This is a genomic window from Mycobacterium canetti CIPT 140010059, from assembly GCF_000253375.1.
GTDB lineage: Bacteria > Actinomycetota > Actinomycetes > Mycobacteriales > Mycobacteriaceae > Mycobacterium > Mycobacterium tuberculosis.
In genome coordinates, this window is sequence record NC_015848.1 from 3,823,363 (window position 1) to 3,841,050 (window position 17,688).

Below are 17,688 nucleotides of genomic sequence, written 5' to 3' on the forward strand. Positions count from 1 at the left end.
AACGAGTTCACGCACGACGGTCGGCTGGGTGGGCCCTGGAATACGTGAACTCTTCATCAACACAACATGATTGACGATGAAGGGGAGAACCTCCATGCACATCAACGCTAACCCGTGACTGCCGAGAATCCAGGACGGAGCAGGCGGACGCTGGTCGGAATCGACGCGGCGATCACGGCCTGTCACCACATCGCGATCCGCGATGATGTCGGTGCGAGGTCGACTCGATTCAGTGTCGAACCCACGCTGGCCGGACTGCGCACCCTCACCGACAAGCTCAGCGGTTACGACGATATCGACGCCACCGTGGAACCGACCTCGATGACGTGGCTGCCGCTCACGATCGCTGTCGAGAATGCCGGTGACACCATGCACATGGCCGGCGCGCGGCATTGCGCCCGGCTGCGGGGTGCGATCGTGGGCAAGAGCAAGTCCGACGTCATCGACGCCGAGGTTCTCACCCGCGCCAGCGAGGTGTTCGACCTGACGCCGCTGACACTGCCGACGCCCGCGCAGTTGGCGTTACGTCGATCGATGATCCGACGTGCCGGCGCAGTGATTGACGCGAACCGGTCCTGGCGTCGGTTGATGTCGTTGGCGCGGTAGGCGTTCCCCGATGTGTGGACCGCGTTCGCCGGGTCGTTACCGACCGCGACAGCGGTGCTGGGGCGTTGGCCCGACATCCGCTTGCTGGCCGGCGCCCGACGCGCCACGTTGACCGCCATCATCGCCGCGCACACCCGCGGTGTCGCCGACACCCCGGCCCGGCCGAGGCCATCAAGACCGCCGCAACCGGCTGGGCCGCGTTCTGGGACGGGCACCTCGACCTGGACGCACTGGCCGTCGATGTCACCGAGCATCTCAGCGACCTCACCGACGACCGATGCGCACGTTGGTGATGCCGGTGACCAAGAAGGTGTTGATCTCGGGTGACTAGTCAATGGTGGTGGCCAGGGTGAGCAGTTCGGGGATCTGCGAGTCGATGCGCCAGGCAGGAAGCGGTGTAGGTGATGGCGCGCCAGGTGGGGGTCCCCGCCGGTGCGCGCGGTCGACAGCAGGGTGCGCAGCTCCTCTTTGGCGATCCAGGCCGAGAGAATCTGCGCGCGGGGGTCGACGGCGTTGATCCGATTCCGCATTTTGGCGAAGCTTTTGTCCGACAAGCGTTCCCGGGCGGTCAGCAAGCGACGTCGGTTGGCCCACTGCGGGTCGATCTTGCGGCCGCGCCGGTCGTGGAGCTCCCAGGTCACCCGGCGGCGCACCGCGGTCAGCGCGTCGTTGGCCAGCATGGTCACATGGAAGTGGTCGACGACGAGCTTGGCGTTGGGCAGCAGCCCGGGCGTGCGGATCGCCGAGGCGTAGGCAGCGGCGGGGTCGATGGCCACCGTACTGGATGCTCTCCCGGAACTGCGGTGTGCGCGCTTGGAGCCATGCCAGCACCGCCGCGCCGCCGCGGCCTTCATGCTGCCCCATAAACCCCTGATCACCGGCCAGGTCGACGAACCCGGTATCCCACGGGTCGACCCGTACCCACCGGCCAGTCTTGGCGCAGCGCTCCCATCTGGGTTTTCCTCGCCGTGTCTGGTCAACGCCCAGCACCGGGGTGGGCAACGGCTCGGTCAATACCCGTCTCGGCGTAGGCAACAAACGCCCGATGTGCCGTCGGCCACGACACGGCGTCAGCCTGGGCGACCTCGGCCCACCGAGCGGGCCGCATCCCCGATCGCCTTGGCCATCTGCCGACGCAGCCGCAGCGTGCTGCGGACGCGGGCAGGTACCTGGGTGATGGCCTCGGTGAACGGCCCCAGCTTGCAGTAGTCTTCTCGGCATCGCCAGCGAATTTTGTTCCAGCGCACCATGATGCGGTCTTCGCCATAAGGTAGATCTTTCGGTGAGGTAACCGCGTATTCCTTCACTGATATCGAGACCACCCCCGCACGACGGGCACGCCGCCGCCGTCGGCTCATCGGTGATCACATCGACCACCCGGGTCCCGTCACTGCGGCGCTCGACACGCTCAACCCGTGCTCCTGGCAGCCCGAACAACACTGTCGTAGCGTCAGACACAGCCCTTGGCTCCTTCCTCGGCCTGAATGCTTCGCAACACTTAGACTTCAGAAGGCCAAGGGCCCTCAGCCGCTAAACACGCCGACCAAGATCAACGAGCTACCTGCCCGGTCAAGGTTGAAGAGCCCCCATATCAGCAAGGGCCCGGTGTCGGCGCAAAATTTAGCGTCGTTGCGCCCACACCAGAGTTACCGCCGCACACACGGCGTGACCACCGGCGTGCATTTAAGAATCCGTTAGGGCCCGACGCCGGTGAAGAGCAAGCCCGACAGTTGCTGGCCGACGTTGCCGAAACCCGAGACGACGGCCGCGGTGACAACACCCAGCGCGCCGGTGTTGTACACGCCCGAGATGCCGGCGCCGCGGTTGAGGATGCCGGAGAGCTGGGTGCCGAAGTTGGCGAAGCCCGACGCCGACCCGAGCAGCGGATCCGACATCGCGTTGAGCAATCCCGACATGCCCGCGCCGGTGTTGCTAAAGCCCGAACCGCCGCCAGCTCCGGTGTTGAAGAAGCCCGACGACGGCAGCGTGGTCGAGTTCCCGAAACCCGGCGCCCCGCCGAACCCGGCGATCGGGACGTTGATCGGGCCGATAGTGGTGTCGGCGTGCAGGTCCAGCAAGATCCGGTCGAGAACGATGGCCGGGATGTCGACGGGCGGGATGCCATTGGACAACGCGAGGCCCAGCGGAAGGGTGGGGATCAGGGTGCCGCCCGGGATGGTGAACCCCGGGATGGTCAGCGACACCGGCAGGCCGATGTCGATCGGGTCGAGGGGGATGGTGAATCCCGGGAAGTTCAACGTCGCGGCGGGAATGTCGATGGGCCCCACCACGAATCCCAGCTGCGTGGAAGTTCCTCCCCCGTTGCTCTCGGGGGAGATCTGGATGTTCGGTATAAGGGTGGAGCTGAGCCAGATTGCTGAGCTTGGTCCCGACGTGCTGATGACGTCAGATTGGCTGATCCTGACCTGGACGGCCGGGGTGGTGACGGTGATCGGGTCCACGGTGATGGTGCCCACGTTGACGGTGGGGGCGATGCCCAGGTGGATGGCCGGAACGGTGATGTCCGGGATGGTGATCGGCCCGATGCCGCCGGTCGCGGCGAAGCCCACCGGAATGGACGGGATGTGGATGGGCGGCAGCACGGTAATCGGGCCGATCCCGCCGCTGACGTCGGCGCCCACCGCGGGGAACGGCGGGAGGGTGTAGCCCACGGCGAAGCCGGCCAGGCCCTGGTAGTCGCCGCGCCACAGGATGCCGTTGCTGAAGTTGCCGGTGACGAAGGCGCCGGTGTTGACATTGCCCGCGTTGGCCACCCCGGTGTTGGCGTGCCCGGTGTTGAGCCAGCCGGTGTTGATGCTGCCCGGGTTGAAGCCCCCGGTGTTGGTGTCGCCGGCGTTGAAGCTGCCCGTGTTGTAGCTGCCGGCGTTGGCCAGGCCGGTGTTGAAACTGCCGGCATTGAAGAGCCCAGTGCTGCCCGTTCCGCCATTGCCGATCCCGGTGTTGTAACTCCCCGAGTTGAACAACCCGAAGTTGCCGGTCCCGGTGTTGAAGAACCCGACGTTGCCGGTGCCGGAGTTGAACAGGCCGATGTTGCCCGCACCGGAATTTAGGCCGCCGATGCCGGTCTGGTGGTCGCCGGTCAGCCCGATCCCAATGTTGCCGGTGCCGGTGTTGGCCAACCCGATGTTGCCCACGCCCACGTTGGCCAAACCCCAGTTGTTGCCGCCGGCATTGCCCAACCCCACATTGCCCAGGCCCGGCACGCCCGCGGTCAGACCCGAGTTGCCGAATCCGACGTTGCCGTGGCCGATGTTGCCGAACCCCAGGTTGCCGGCGCCGATGTTGCCCAACCCGAGGTTGTTCCCACCGAGGTTGCCCGCCCCCAGGTTGACCTCCCCGACATTGCCGAACCCGAGATTGTGGGTGCCCACGTTGGCCAACCCGATGTTGAGGGTGCTGATGGGGTTGACCGCGGACCCGCCGGAAAGCAGCCCCGACAGTTGCTGGCCGACGTTGCCCAGGCCTGAGACCAGCGCCGGGGTCCCCACCCCCAGCGTGCTGGTGTTGTAGATGCCCGAGACACCCGAGCCCAGGTTGAGCACACCGGAATGCAGCGTGCCAACGTTGGCAAGACCCGAGCCCGCCCCGGCCAGCGCGGTGTGCGCCTGGTTCCACCAGCCCGAGGTGCCCGCGCCGAAGTTGCCGAAACCCGATCCCCCACCCGCGCCGGCGTTGAAGAAGCCCGACGACGGGGTGGTGGTGCTGTTCCCGATGCCCGGGGTGGGCGGGATGTTGATCAGCGGAATCTGGCTGGCGAGGACATACACCGAGCCGTCGGCGCTCGCCGCGATCTCGGGCCAGGTGATGGCCGGGATGTCCACGCCGCCGCCGCCGGCGGTCACGTCCAGGTTCAGCAGCGAGTTCGCCGGGACCGTCAGACCACCGGGGAAGAGGGTGATCGCGTCGACGCTGCCAGGCACCTGGAAACCGAGCGGGATCTGATGAATGTTCAATGCCGGGGTGTTAAACGCCAGGCTGGAGACAAGAATAGCGAGAGAACTTCCGGTGTTCGAGCCGGCGCCGAAAACGATTTGGCCGGTTGCCGGAACGGTGTCCATCGACCCGAATGCAAACCAATTTACCCCAAAATCAGGATCGTCAGTCCATATTATGAGAGGGTCTATCCTCATTTCCGCCCCGACCGCGGCGTCGAGTATTTGGTCTATTGAGATGAAAGGCACGCCGGGCACGGTCACGGATTGCACCCTGATGGGGCCGACGGTGACACTTCCGGTGACGTTTGGGGTGAGCGCGGGAATATCGATCTGCGGAATGGTGAAGGAGCCCATAGCGACGTTTCCGGTCAGCTGCGCATTGATGGCCGGCACCGGGATGGGCGGGATGACCACGGGTCCGAAGCCGCCGTCGAAGTGGGCGTCCACGATGGTGATTCTCGGAACTTCGAGGTTGTAGGACAGGCCGAACAGGCCCTGGTAGTCGCCCCGCCACAGGATGCCGTTAGCGGAGTTGCCCGACATGAACGCGCCGGTGCCGACGGTGCCGGAGTTGGCGATGCCTGTGTTGGTGTGCCCGGTGTTGAACCAGCCGGTGTTGACGTTGCCCGGGTTGAACCCCCCGGTGTTGGTGTCGCCGGCGTTGAAGCTGCCCGTGTTGTAGCTGCCGGGGTTGGCCACACCGGTGTTGAAACTGCCGGCATTGAACAGCCCAGTACTGCCCGTTCCGCTATTACCGATACCGGTGTTGTAGCTGCCCGAGTTACCGATGCCGAAGTTGCCGGTGCCGGAGTTGAAGAAGCCGATGTTGGCGGTGCCGGAGTTGAACAAGCCGATATTGCCGGCACCGGAGTTCAGGCCCCCGATACCGGTTAAGTTGTCCCCCACCAAGCCGATCCCGATATTGCCGCTGCCGGTGTTGGCCACACCGATATTCCGCACACCCACGTTGGCGAAACCATAGTTGGCGCTGCCGGCATTGCCGAACCCCATGTTGCCGATCCCGGCCGCGCCCGCGGTCAGACCCGAATTGCCGAACCCGATGTTGCCGTGGCCGATATTGGCGAAGCCGAGGTTGCCGGCGCCGATGTTGCCCAACCCCAGGTTGACGTCGCCGATATTGGCCGCACCCCAGTTGCCGTCGCCGACGTTGCCCAATCCCAGGTTGAAGTTGCCCGCATCGGCCGGCCCCAGGTTGATGATCGGGCTTTGGCTGAGCGCGGTCCCGGCCGCCGACAACCCCGACAGCTGCTGGCCAACATTGCCCAGGCCCGACAGCAACGCCGGCGCGCCGAGCGGCAACACGCTGGTGTTGTAGATCCCCGACACCCCCGAGCCGACATTGAGCACGCCCGATGACAGCGTGCCGACATTGAGCACGCCCGATCCCGACCCCGCCGCCGCGGCGTGCGCCTGGTTCCACCAGCCCGACAGGTTCGACCCGACGTTTCCGAACCCCGACACCCCGCCGGCGCCGGAGTTGAAGAAACCCGACGACGGGGTCGCCGTGGTGTTCCCGAACCCTGGGGTCGGCGGGACGTCGATGATCGGGATGCTGCTGTCGGGCACGGTGAGATTCAACGCGATGTTCAGCGGCAGCGGGTCGATGGTGTACCCGCCGGGGAAAATCGTGATCGGATCCAGCGCGCCGGACGCGTCGATCGTTAACGGGATCGCGTCCGTGGGGATCGTCAGGCCACCCGGGAATAGGGTGAAGGCCGGCAGACCACCACTGATGTCCACATTCACCAGGAACCGCGTGGTAGCGATCAACGGGATATCGATGCCTGGGATGCTGATCTGTAATCTGCCGGTGCTTGCCGGGCTTGGGCCGGTGTGAATGGTGATGCCGGTGGTGGGCGCCGGGATGGGGTCGAAGGGGTTCTGGGGCTTCGGCGGGGTCGACCCGACGGTCCAAATCTCCCTGAAGCCGTCGACTCTCAGCTCGAAGAGCGGCAGCGTCGTGGTTGACCCGGATCCGCCGGGGATGTCGAGCGGGATGGTGATGGTCTGGGCGGGAATGGTAGTGGCGGGCAGCAAGACGATGGGCGGGATCTGCATCGCTTCGTGGATGTCCAGCGGTATCGCGGGAACGTCGACCTGCGGGATGGTGAAGGGTCCGATGTTGACGATTTCGTGGACGTCGAACAGCGACATGCCCGGGATGTCGATCTGCTCGATGGTGACCGGTCCCAGGTTGAGGGTTTCGTTGAGGTCCAGCAGGGTGCTGCCGGTGATGTCGATGCTGAAGGAGAAGCCGACCAGCCCGTGGCGATCACCGGTCCATAGCGCCCCGTTGTTGAAGCTGCCGGAGTTGAACGCGCCGGTGTTGACGTTGCCGGTGTTGAACAGGCCGGTGTTGGTGTGGCCGGTGTTGAACCAGCCGGTGTTGATGGTGCCCGGGTTGACGCCGCCGGTGTTGAAGCTGCCCACGTTGAGGCTGCCGGTGTTGTAGGAGCCGGCATTGGCCAGGCCGGTGTTGAAGTTCCCCGCGTTGAACAACCCGGTGCTGGCCGTGCCCGCATTCCCGACACCGGTGCTGTAGCTGCCGGAGTTGAACAACCCGAAGTTCCCGGTCCCGGTGTTGAAGAACCCGATGTTGCCGGTGCCCGAGTTGAACAACCCGAGGTTCCCGGTGCCCGAGTTCAGGCCGCCGATCCCGGTCCGGTAGTCCCCGGTCAGCCCGATCCCGATGTTGCCGGTGCCGGTGTTGGCCAACCCGATATTGCCCACACCCACGTTGGCCAACCCCCAGTTGCCGCTGCCGGCGTTGGCCAACCCCACATTGCCCAGGCCCGCCGCGCCGGTGGTCAGGCCCGCGTTGCCGAATCCGAGATTGCCGGCGCCGATATTGCCGAACCCGAGGTTGCCGGTCCCGACGTTGCCGAGGCCCAGGTTGCTGCCGCCGAGGTTGCCGGCGCCGACGTTGATGTTGCCGACGTTGCCCGCACCCAGGTTGAACTCGCCGACGTTGGCAAAACCGAGGTTGACCCCGCCGACGTTGCCCAGGGCCAACGCGTTGCCGATGTCGAGGTGCTGCAGCTCGGCGATGGCCGCGTCGATGATCTGATCGAATACGGATTCCGGAGGTGGGAAGGTGAGGATCGCGATCAGGCCATCGATGGACACCCCCGACACCTGGTTGCCGAGGTTGCTGAACCCCGAGATCACCGCCGGGGTGGTGGCGTCCAGCGTGCTCACGTTGAACAGCCCGGAGATGGCGGTGCCGGAGTTCAGCACACCCGAGGTCAGGGTGCCGGCATTGCCCAGCCCCGAGAGTGTCCCCACCACTGACCCCGCGGCGGCCTGGTTGAGCAGGCCCGACACGCCCGCACCCAAGTTGCCGATGCCCGATCCGCCGCCGGCGCCGGTGTTGAAGAACCCCGACGACGGCATCTGGGTCGAGTTCCCGAAGCCCGGCGCCGCCGGGATGTCGATGATCGGGACGTTGAGGGGTCCGGCACTGGTGCGAATGTCGAAGCCCAGCGGGATCGCGGAAATGGTGGTGCCCGTGATCGTGACCGCCGGGATGTCCACGGACACATCGATCGGCAACACCTCCGACATCGCAATCCCGTCGATGACCGAGGCCGGAATATCAACGGGTATGCGGATAGGAATCGACTCACTCAACGAAATCGCATCCAGTGGGATGGGCTCGATTTCCGGGAGCGGCGAACTAATCCCGAACACGATTGGAGCGAAATTAATCGGGCCGATTGTGCCCGACTCCAATAATGGAATGGGGGTCTGGAAAGCTATCGGCGGAATATTGATATTCGAGATGGTGATGTCGGGGCCAATCTCGAAAGTTCCCGTATTGCGCAGCGCGGACAGCAGGGTGGTGGCCGGGGCGGTGAAGCCGATGGTGGCGACGCCGTTGATGCCGATGTGGATGGCGGGGAGGGGGATGTCGGGCACGGTGAAGCCGTAGTCCGCGTCGCCGGTGATCTCCAGGTGCAGCGGCGGAAGGATCGTGGTGTCCGGGATGACGATGGGGCCGATTCCGCCGGTCGTGGTGATGCGGATCGGGAATTGCGGGATCGTGATGCCATAGGACAGGCCGAACAGGCCCTCGTGGTCGCCGCGCCACAGCACGCCGTTGCTGTGGGTCCCCGACATGAGGACGCCGGTGTTGAGGGTGCCCGTATTCATAACCCCGGTGTTGGCGTGGCCGGTGTTGAACCAGCCGGTGTTGATGTTGCCCGGGTTGAAACCACCGGTGTTGGTGTCACCCACATTGAAGCTGCCCGTGTTGTACGACCCGGGGTTGGCGATACCGGTGTTGAAGTTGCCGGCATTGAAGAGCCCAGTACTGCTGGTTCCGCTATTACCGATGCCGGTGTTGAAACTACCGGAGTTGAACAATCCGAAGTTTCCGGTGCCGGTGTTGAAGAACCCGACATTGCCGGTGCCGGAATTGAACAATCCGATATTGCCACTGCCCGAGTTCAGGCCCCCGATGCCGGTCTGGTGGTCGCCGACCAGCCCGATCCCGATGTTGCCGGTGCCGGTGTTGGCCAACCCGATGTTGCCCACACCCAGGTTGGCCAGCCCCCAGTTGTTGCTGCCGGCATTGCCCAACCCCACGTTGCCCAGGCCGGCCAGGCCCACCGCCGGACCCGAGTTGGCGAACCCGACGTTGCCGGCGCCGATGTTGCCGAACCCGACGTTGCCGCTGCCGAGATTGCCCAGGCCCAGGTTTTGCGCGCCGATGTTGGCCGCACCCCAGTTGAGGTCCCCCACATTGCCCAACCCGATGTTGAACGCGCCCACATCGGCCCACCCGATATTGACAATGGGGCTCCGGTTGAGCACGGTCCCGTTTGCCAAGAACCCCGACAGCTGCTGGCCGAGGTTGCCGATACCCGAGACCACCGCCGGGTTGCCCGCTCCCAGGGTGCTGGTGTTGTACCACCCGGAGATCCCCGAGCCGACGTTCAGCACACCCGAGCTCAGCGTGCCGGCGTTGGCAATGCCCGAGCCCGCCCCCGCCAACACGTCGTGCGCCTGGTTCCACCAGCCCGACGTGCCCGCGCCGACGTTGGCGAACCCCGATCCACCGCCGCCGCCGGTGTTGAAGAACCCCGACGATGGGGCCGTGGTGGTGTTGCCGAACCCCGGCACCGCCGGCACATCGATGATCGGGATCGGGATATCGCCGATAAGGATGGTGCCGTCGAAGGTCGCCGGCACGGTGTCGAGGGTAAACCCGTCGGGCAACAGCGTGAACGCGTCCAGCCCCACGGACAGTCCGGTGACCCCGGCCGACGCCCGCGGAAAGGTCAGCCCACCCGGGAAGAAGGTGAACCCGTCGTTGGCGACCTCCATACCCACGGTCACCGGGGTTTGCGCGGGAATGGTGAAACCATTCGGGAAAAGAATCCAGGGGTCGTTGGTATCGAAGTCCAGGGTAACCGGAATTGGCCGATTGGTGAGCAAGATCGAGACCTCGAGGCCGGGGACCGTAATGTTCCTTAGTGCCAGGAAGCCTAGTTGGACTTTTTCAATGACGATTAGCGGGTCGCTGAGGCGGAACCGATCGAGCTGGAGTTCTATCCTGCCGGCGAGCGGGTCAAGAGCGCGAATCGGCAAGATGGTGTTTGCGGCCAGGTCCACGCTTCCGGTGATGCTGGCGATGGGAAGTGAGGGAATGCTGATCGGTGGGACGGTGAACGGACCCAGGCCGACGGTGGCGTCGGTGATCTCGACGTGCACGGCGGGTACCGGGACGGGCGCCACATGCAGCGGGCCCACCCCGCCGATCGCGTGCACGGTGACCGGGAATTGGGAGATCGTGGGCCCGACGCGGACGCCGACCAGGCCCTCGTAGCCGCCCCGCCACAACAGGCCGTTGCTGTAGTCGCCCGTCATGAAGGCGCCGGTGCCGAAGGTGCCCGCGTTGGCCAACCCGGTGTTGGCATGCCCGGTGTTGAACCAGCCGGTGTTGATGCCGCCGGGGTTGAAGCCACCGGTGTTGGTGTCGCCGGCGTTGAAGCTGCCCGTGTTGTAGTCACCGGTGTTGGCGATGCCGGTGCTGAAGCTGCCGGCGTTGAACACCCCGGTGCTGGCCACCCCGGAGTTACCGATCCCCGTGTTGAAGCTGCCGGAGTTCCCGATGCCGAAGTTGCCGGTCCCGGAATTGAAGAACCCGACGTTGCCGGTGCCGGAGTTGAACAACCCGATATTGCCGATGCCGGAGTTCAAGCCCCCGATCCCGGTCCGATGGTCCCCGACCAGCCCGATCCCGATGTTGCCCGTGCCGGTGTTGGCAAACCCAATATTGCCCACACCCATGTTCGCCAAGCCATAGTTGTTGATGCCGGCATTGCCGAAACCAACATTGCCCACCCCCGCCGCGCCGGCGGTCAGGCCCAAGTTGGCAAACCCCAGGTTGCCATGGCCGATGTTGCCCAACCCCAGGTTGCCGTCCCCCACATTGCCCAGGCCCAGGTTGTGCCCACCGATGTTGGCCGCACCCAGGTTGACGTCCCCGACATTTCCGAACCCGGTGTTGAAGTTGCCCACATTGGCCAACCCGAGGTTGCCGGCGAGCATCGAGCGCAGCGTGGTTCCCGCCGCCGACACCCCCGACAGCTGCTGGCCCAGGTTGCCGATGCCCGACACCGCCGCCGGTGTCCCGAAAGGTAACACGCTGGTGTTGTAGAACCCCGAGATCCCTGAGCCCAGGTTGAGCACACCCGAGCCCAGGGTGCCCACGTTGCCAACACCCGAACCGGCCCCCAACAGCGCGCTCGGCGCCTGGTTCCACCAGCCCGAGCTGCCCGCACCGACGTTGCCGAAACCCGACACCCCACCCGCACCGGAGTTGAAGAATCCCGACGACGGGGCCGTGGTGGTGTTCCCCACTCCCGGCGCCGCCGGGATATGAAGGCCCTGGATCGTGATGGGGCCGATCGTGACCCCGCCCCCCACGGTCAGGGGGATGCGATCGATCGTGATCGGCGGGGTGCTGAACCCGTCGATCTGGCCCTCGATATCGATCGTCAACGGCAACGGCTGCGCCGGAACACTGAACCCGGGAATGGTAAAGCCCGGGTTACTGATCGACACGGTCGCCAGCAACCCCAAGGGATTATCGGGAACACTGATGCCATTCGGGAACAGCGTGACCTTGGGGGTATCCCAGATGACCCTTAAGTTAAGTTGGGGAGTGTTGGCGGCGGGAATGGTGGTGTCGATAACGATGGGGCCGATCAAGCTCGCGGTGTTGCCGCCAGAATCAACGGATTTGATTTCAGGAATGGTGATTTTCCCTAAGCTGAGGCGGGGGAAGGGCAGTCTGATGTCGAAATCTTGGGCGGCAAACAGGGTGATGGGTGTGATGGTCAGCGGGCTGATGTTGATGGGTATGCCGATACCGCCGCCGAAGGCGGGGATCACGATGTCGGGAACCACCAGCGGGCCCAAGTTGACGGTTTGGTGAATGCTGAGCGGGATGGTGGGCAGGATCGGGATCGGCTGGATGGTGATCGGGCCGATGTCGCCGTTGAGCACCAGGCCGATCGGGATTGCGGGGATCGCGGGCCCTCCGGCGAAGCCGAACAGGCCCTGGTAGTCACCCACCAAGAACATGCCGTTGCTGAAGTTGCCCGAGATGAACGCGCCGGTGTTGACGTTGCCCGAGTTGGCGATGCCGGTGTTGGTGTTGCCGGTGTTCAGCCAGCCGGTGTTCACACCGCCGGGGTTGAAGCCACCGGTGTTGGTGTCACCGGCGTTGAAACTACCGGTGTTGTAACTGCCCACGTTCGCCACGCCGGTGTTGAAATTGCCGGCATTGAACAACCCCGTGCTGGCCGTCCCCGCATTACCGACACCCGTGTTGTAATTACCCGAGTTGAACACCCCGAAATTCCCGGTCCCCGAATTGAAGAACCCCACATTCCCGGTGCCGGAGTTGAACAACCCGATATTCCCGGTGCCCGAATTCAGGCCCCCGATACCCGTCAGGTGGTTGCCGGTGAGCCCGACGCCGACGTTGTTGGTGCCGGTGTTGCCGAAACCGATGTTGCCCACACCCAGGTTTGCGAAACCATAGTTGCTGCTGCCCGCATTGCCCAACCCGATATTGCCCAAGCCGGCCAGGCCCGCCCCCAGACCGGAGTTGCCGAACCCGACATTCCCGTTACCGAGGTTGCCGAACCCGACATTGGTGCCACCGGCATTCCCGAAACCCAGATTCTGCCCACCCACATTGCCCGCGCCCAGGTTGAACACCCCGACATTGCCCAACCCGACGTTGTAATTGCCGACATTGCCCAAACCCGCATTCAGGCTCAGCGCCTTCGCAGGGCTGGCGAACAGGGCGGTAAGGAACGCGCCGACACCTCCCCCCAGCGCCTGCGCCGGTGGGCTGAACGCCGGCAACGCCGCGGCAGCAGCCGACGCGCCGGAATGGTAGCCGGCCATCGCCGCCACATCGGCGGCCCACATCAGCTCGTACTCGGCCTCGGCGGCCGCGATCGCCGGCGTGTTCTGCCCCAACAGATTCGACACCGCCAACGCCACCAGCCGCGCCCGGTTGGCCGCCACCAGCGCCGGATCCACCGTCGCCGCCAACGCCGCCTCAAAGACCCCCACCACCACCCGCGCCTGCCCGGCCACCGCCTCGGCCGCGGCCGCCACCGAACCCAACCACCCCGCATACGGCGCCGCGGCGGCCGCCATCGCCGCCGCCGCCGCGCCCTGCCACCCCCCCGCGGCCAACCCCGACGTCACCGACTCAAACGACGCCGCCGCCGACCCCAACTCCTCAGCCAGCCCATCCCACGCCGCGGCCGCCGCCAGCAACGGGCTCGACCCCACACCCGAATACATCAGCACGGAGTTGATTTCCGGGGGCAACACCGGAAACTCCATCACCCATTCCCCTTCCCAGCCCGACACCAATCCCCACCGACACCCCCCACATGACGTGTCGACGCCCCGATAATTTTGCTCGCATTGCCAACGGCCCAAGAACGATTCCCCGATAATCGCGGGTACTGGGTGCACTTTGCACAGACGCCGCAGCAAAATGCACATATGCCCTGTCCAGACCGGCGAGCGGCAGGGCGTCATCTGCCCTGACACTTCGACTGCTGGCGGAGTCCGCGAGCATGCTCACCGCCGCGGCGTGCGCCGAACCGGCAGCGCCGGCAAATCCATGACCCCAGCCTGTTCTTGGGTCACTGCGACGTTCACTTTTAAGCGCGACCACGTAAGGTTGGGCAAAGTTCCCAAGCGTTTCACAGTGTCAGTGCACAGTGCGCACCTGATTACCAAAACCCCGAACCTCACTCGGAAGCCGAGAGCGGGTAAAAGTCGCTCAGCGACCTGTCTGGTAGAGAAATCCAGACCCGAGTACATGATCCGGTCGGGATCGTACTTGCGCCGCACTGTGGTCAGCCGCGACAAGTTCGCGCCGAAGTATTGTGACGCCGCGGCGTTGGCCTCCAGGTAGTTGACATAGCCGCCGACCGAAAAGTGTTGCACCGCGTGGTGTGCGTCGCTCAGCCATTTGTTGGCCGTTGCCACCTGGCCGTCGCTGGGGGTGTTGACATACCACTGCACCACAGCGGACTGGCGGCACCAGGGAAATGCCGAGCCCTCCGGGTCCATGTCGCCCACCGCGCCGCCCAGCGAATCGATCAGAGCCGACGCGCGGCCCGCAGCGGGTGGCCATGTTCCGATGGCGGCGACGATGGCTTGGGCCGCGGCCGGATTCGTCGTCCCGATGACATCGGATCCAGCCACGAAGCCCTCCGGCGGATAGGTCGTATGGCCGCCGGCCAGATACCTCACCAGGTCCATACGGCGCAGCGTCTTGTGCTCAACTCCACTGGGTTGCACTCCAACCGCGGCCTTGATCGCATCCGCGACAGCCGCGCCGGACCGCGCCGGGCAGCTCGCCAGCACATGACAATTGCCTCCGGATGAGCTGACCGCGGGGTCAACCAGACCCCACGTGGTGCGGTCGGCCCCGGCCAGCCACGTCTGTCAGCCGACCAGCACCTGCGCGGCCGCAGACGGCGCGAAATCGACACGGACGACATCGCAGTCCGCGGTGGGGAACCTCGCGAACGTCATCGATGTCGTCACCCCGAAGCTGCCGCCCCCGCCGCCACGAAGCGCCCAGAACAGCTCCGCGTCGTCGGCAGACGCGCTCACCGCATCACCGCCGGGCAACACCACCGTCGCCGACTTGAGCGCATCGCAGGTCAACCCCGCATGGCGAGAATCGGCGCCTAACCCGCCGCCCAGGGTCAAACCCGCCACACCCACGGTCGGGCAGCTGCCGGTCGGAATCGCCCGGCTCTCACCGGCCAACGCTTGATGGACCGCATAGAGATCGGTCGCGGCCGACACCGTACGTTTCTCGTGGCGCTGTCGAAATGCACCGGTAGGCCCAGCAGATCGAGCACCATGGCGCCATTGGCCGACGAGGCGCCGATGCAGGAATGTCCGCCGCCGCGCACAGCGATCTTAAGCTTGCTGGCCGCCGCTACGAAACCGCCTTCTGGACGTCTGCCTGCGAGGCGACCGTCACCACCGCGGCCGGATTCAAGCCGCTGTAGTTCGAATTGAAGATCTGCTTTCCGCTCGTGAACGCCCTGCCGTTGGCCGGCAGCAGCACCTGCCCGCCTATCGATGAGGCCAGACTGGCCCACCCATCACCCGGTGTTGCGCGCGCCAATATCGTCGGGAAGACCGCCGACGTCGCCGGCGCTCCGACGGCGCCGCGAAGAAACGTCTGGCGAGACATCACGACCGCGATCGTGTCGTATCGAGAACCCCGGCCGGTATCAGAACGCGCCAGAGCGCAAACCTTTATAACTTCGTGTCCCAAATGTGACGACCATGGACCAAGGTTCCTGAGATGAACCTACGGCGCCATCAGACCCTGACGCTGCGACTGCTGGCGGCATCCGCGGGCATTCTCACCGCCGCGGCCTTCGCCGCGCCAGCACAGGCAAACCCCGTCGACGACGCGTTCATCGCCGCGCTGAACAATGCCGGCGTCAACTACGGCGATCCGGTCGACGCCAAAGCGCTGGGTCAGTCCGTCTGCCCGATCCTGGCCGAGCCCGGCGGGTCGTTTAACACCGCGGTAGCCAGCGTTGTGGCGCGCGCCCAAGGCATGTCCCAGGACATGGCGCAAACCTTCACCAGTATCGCGATTTCGATGTACTGCCCCTCGGTGATGGCAGACGTCGCCAGCGGCAACCTGCCGGCCCTGCCAGACATGCCGGGGCTGCCCGGGTCCTAGGCGTGCGCGGCTCCTAGCCGGTCCCTAACGGATCGATCGTGGATGCGATGTAGACCATGGCCGCCGCGACCGTCACGGTCGTCACGAAATCGATCCCCTTGCTGCGCACCACCAACAGGCCGGCCCGTTCCTCGGACAACACCAACCGCAGCACCGCCGCCACCCCAACGCCGATACCGATCAGCAGCGCACCACGGCGCCAGAAGTTAGCCCCCGCCAGCACGAACCCCACCGCGAAGATCGACCCAACCAGCAGGATCGGCCACTGGGCGCCAACAGTGCGCCGGAAAACGGCCCTCACGGTCATCGCCGCTCAGCCAGCTCCACGACATTGGTCAACAAGAACGCCCGGGTCAACGGGCCCACGCCGCCCGGATTGGGTGACACGTGGCCGGCGAGCTCCCACACATCGGGATGCACGTCGCCGACCAGTCCGTCATCAGTGCGGCTGACGCCGACGTCGATTACCGCGGCACCCGGGCGCACCATGTCAGCCGTCAACAGGTGCGCCACCCCGACCGCGGCCACGACGATGTCGGCCTGCCGGGTCAACGCGGGCAGGTCGCGGGTACCGGTGTGGCACAACGTCACGGTGGCATTCTCCGAGCGCCGGGTCAGCAACAGCCCCAGCGGCCGGCCCACCGTCACACCACGACCGATAACGACCACATGCGCGCCGGCGATCGAGATGTCGTAGCGCCGCAGCAGGTGCACAATGCCGCGCGGAGTACACGGCAGCGGCGCCGGGGTGCCCAGCACCAGCCGGCCCAGGTTGGTCGGGTGCAACCCATCGGCGTCCTTGGCCGGGTCGACGCGCTCCAACGCCGCGTTCTCGTCGAGATGCTTGGGCAACGGCAACTGCACGATGTAGCCGGTGCAGTCGGGGTTGGCGTTCAGTTCGTCGATGGTCTCATTCAGCGTGGCGGTGCTGATGTCGGCGGGCAGGTCGCGGCGAATCGACGTGATGCCCACCTTGGCGCAATCAGCGTGCTTACCGCGCACGTAGGCCTGCGACCCCGGATCGTCACCGACCAGGATGGTGCCCAAGCCGGGCGTGCGGCCCGCCGCGTCCAATGCGGCCACCCGCTGCTTGAGGTCACCGAAGATCTCGTCGCGGGTAGCCTTGCCGTCCAGCATGATCGCGCCCACGCCAGCCAGTCTGGCATGCGTGTCCGCGGTGCCGATGGCGACGACCCGCTCACGCGCTCACCGTACGGACAACTTGTACCATTGTGGTACAGATTATCCGTACATCTTTCTAAGAGAGGACGCATGAGCATCAGTGCGAGCGAGGCGAGGCAGCGCCTGTTTCCACTCATCGAACAGGTCAATACCGATCACCAGCCGGTGCGGATCACCTCCCGGGCCGGCGATGCGGTGCTGATGTCCGCCGACGACTACGACGCGTGGCAGGAAACGGTCTATCTGCTGCGCTCACCGGAGAACGCCAGGCGGTTGATGGAAGCGGTTGCCCGGGATAAGGCTGGGCACTCGGCTTTCACCAAGTCTGTAGATGAGCTGCGGGAGATGGCCGGCGGCGAGGAGTGAGAAGCGTCAACTTCGATCCCGATGCCTGGGAGGACTTCTTGTTCTGGCTGGCCGCTGATCGCAAAACGGCCCGTCGGATCACCCGGTTGATCGGAGAAATTCAGCGTGATCCGTTCAGCGGGATCGGCAAACCCGAGCCGCTCCAAGGTGAGTTGTCGGGATACTGGTCGCGCCGGATCGACGACGAACACCGGCTGGTGTATCGAGCGGGCGACGACGAAGTCACGATGCTGAAGGCCCGATACCACTACTGATTTGGGGGCTGGTGGTATTCCGGCGGGCTTAAGCTCC

11 protein-coding genes and 2 pseudogenes are annotated in these 17,688 nt (G+C 65.4%); 5 read left to right on the forward strand and 8 right to left on the reverse strand.

The genetic code is table 11. The features are described 5' to 3' along the window. Positions 1–114: 114 nt before the first annotated feature. Both MCAN_RS24230 and MCAN_RS23730 read left to right on the forward strand, forming a co-directional pair. Positions 115–606, forward strand: coding sequence for an IS110 family transposase (locus MCAN_RS24230; RefSeq protein ID WP_014001998.1), 492 nt, complete (start codon positions 115–117; stop codon positions 604–606). 14 nt (positions 607–620) lie between these two features. Then, positions 621–701 (forward strand): annotated as a pseudogene (locus MCAN_RS23730) (IS110 family transposase); the annotation flags it as partial. 372 nt (positions 702–1,073) lie between these two features. Here MCAN_RS23730 and MCAN_RS23735 read toward each other — a convergent pair. The 6 genes and pseudogenes from MCAN_RS23735 to MCAN_RS23750 all read right to left on the reverse strand — a co-directional run. Continuing rightward, a pseudogene (locus MCAN_RS23735) lies at positions 1,074–1,460 on the reverse strand (transposase); the annotation flags it as partial. 216 nt (positions 1,461–1,676) lie between these two features. Further along, the gene (locus MCAN_RS17765; RefSeq protein ID WP_009938650.1) at positions 1,677–1,964 is read right to left on the reverse strand and encodes a hypothetical protein; all 288 of its coding nucleotides are present in this window, start codon (positions 1,962–1,964) and stop codon (positions 1,677–1,679) included. 336 nt (positions 1,965–2,300) lie between these two features. Further along, the gene (locus MCAN_RS22860; RefSeq protein WP_014001703.1) at positions 2,301–13,460 is read right to left on the reverse strand and encodes a PPE family protein; all 11,160 of its coding nucleotides are present in this window, start codon (positions 13,458–13,460) and stop codon (positions 2,301–2,303) included. 243 nt (positions 13,461–13,703) lie between these two features. Beyond that, entirely contained in the window at positions 13,704–14,393 is a 690-nt protein-coding gene (locus MCAN_RS23740) for a BBE domain-containing protein (protein ID WP_003917774.1), read from the reverse strand. 186 nt (positions 14,394–14,579) lie between these two features. Continuing rightward, complete coding sequence (locus MCAN_RS23745; RefSeq protein WP_014001705.1) at positions 14,580–14,948, reverse strand: FAD-binding protein; 369 nt, start codon at positions 14,946–14,948, stop codon at positions 14,580–14,582. A gap of 136 nt (positions 14,949–15,084) precedes the next feature. Next, on the reverse strand, positions 15,085–15,345 hold the full coding sequence (locus tag MCAN_RS23750; RefSeq protein WP_014001706.1) for a hypothetical protein: 261 nt from the start codon (positions 15,343–15,345) through the stop codon (positions 15,085–15,087). A 114-nt stretch (positions 15,346–15,459) separates the two neighbouring features. Between MCAN_RS23750 and MCAN_RS17790 the strand changes: the two genes are divergently transcribed. Next, positions 15,460–15,849 carry a DUF732 domain-containing protein gene (locus MCAN_RS17790; protein ID WP_014001707.1) on the forward strand — a complete coding sequence of 130 codons (390 nt, stop codon included), beginning with the start codon at positions 15,460–15,462 and terminating at the stop codon, positions 15,847–15,849. Between the two features lie 13 nt (positions 15,850–15,862). On the opposite strand, the gene MCAN_RS17795 is transcribed toward MCAN_RS17790, so the two are convergent. After that, complete coding sequence (locus MCAN_RS17795) at positions 15,863–16,156, reverse strand: DUF3017 domain-containing protein (RefSeq protein ID WP_003417749.1); 294 nt, start codon at positions 16,154–16,156, stop codon at positions 15,863–15,865. Next, the gene (locus tag MCAN_RS17800; RefSeq protein WP_003417751.1) at positions 16,153–16,998 is read right to left on the reverse strand and encodes a bifunctional methylenetetrahydrofolate dehydrogenase/methenyltetrahydrofolate cyclohydrolase; all 846 of its coding nucleotides are present in this window, start codon (positions 16,996–16,998) and stop codon (positions 16,153–16,155) included. The genes MCAN_RS17795 and MCAN_RS17800 overlap by 4 nt, the downstream gene beginning before the upstream one ends. A gap of 123 nt (positions 16,999–17,121) precedes the next feature. Here MCAN_RS17800 and relJ point away from each other — a divergent pair, with 123 nt between their 5' ends. After that, positions 17,122–17,397, forward strand: coding sequence for a type II toxin-antitoxin system antitoxin RelJ (relJ, locus tag MCAN_RS17805; RefSeq protein ID WP_003417757.1), 276 nt, complete (start codon positions 17,122–17,124; stop codon positions 17,395–17,397). After that, entirely contained in the window at positions 17,394–17,651 is a 258-nt protein-coding gene (locus MCAN_RS17810; RefSeq protein WP_003417760.1) for a Txe/YoeB family addiction module toxin, read from the forward strand. The genes relJ and MCAN_RS17810 overlap by 4 nt, the downstream gene beginning before the upstream one ends. The last annotated feature ends 37 nt before the right edge of the window (positions 17,652–17,688 follow it).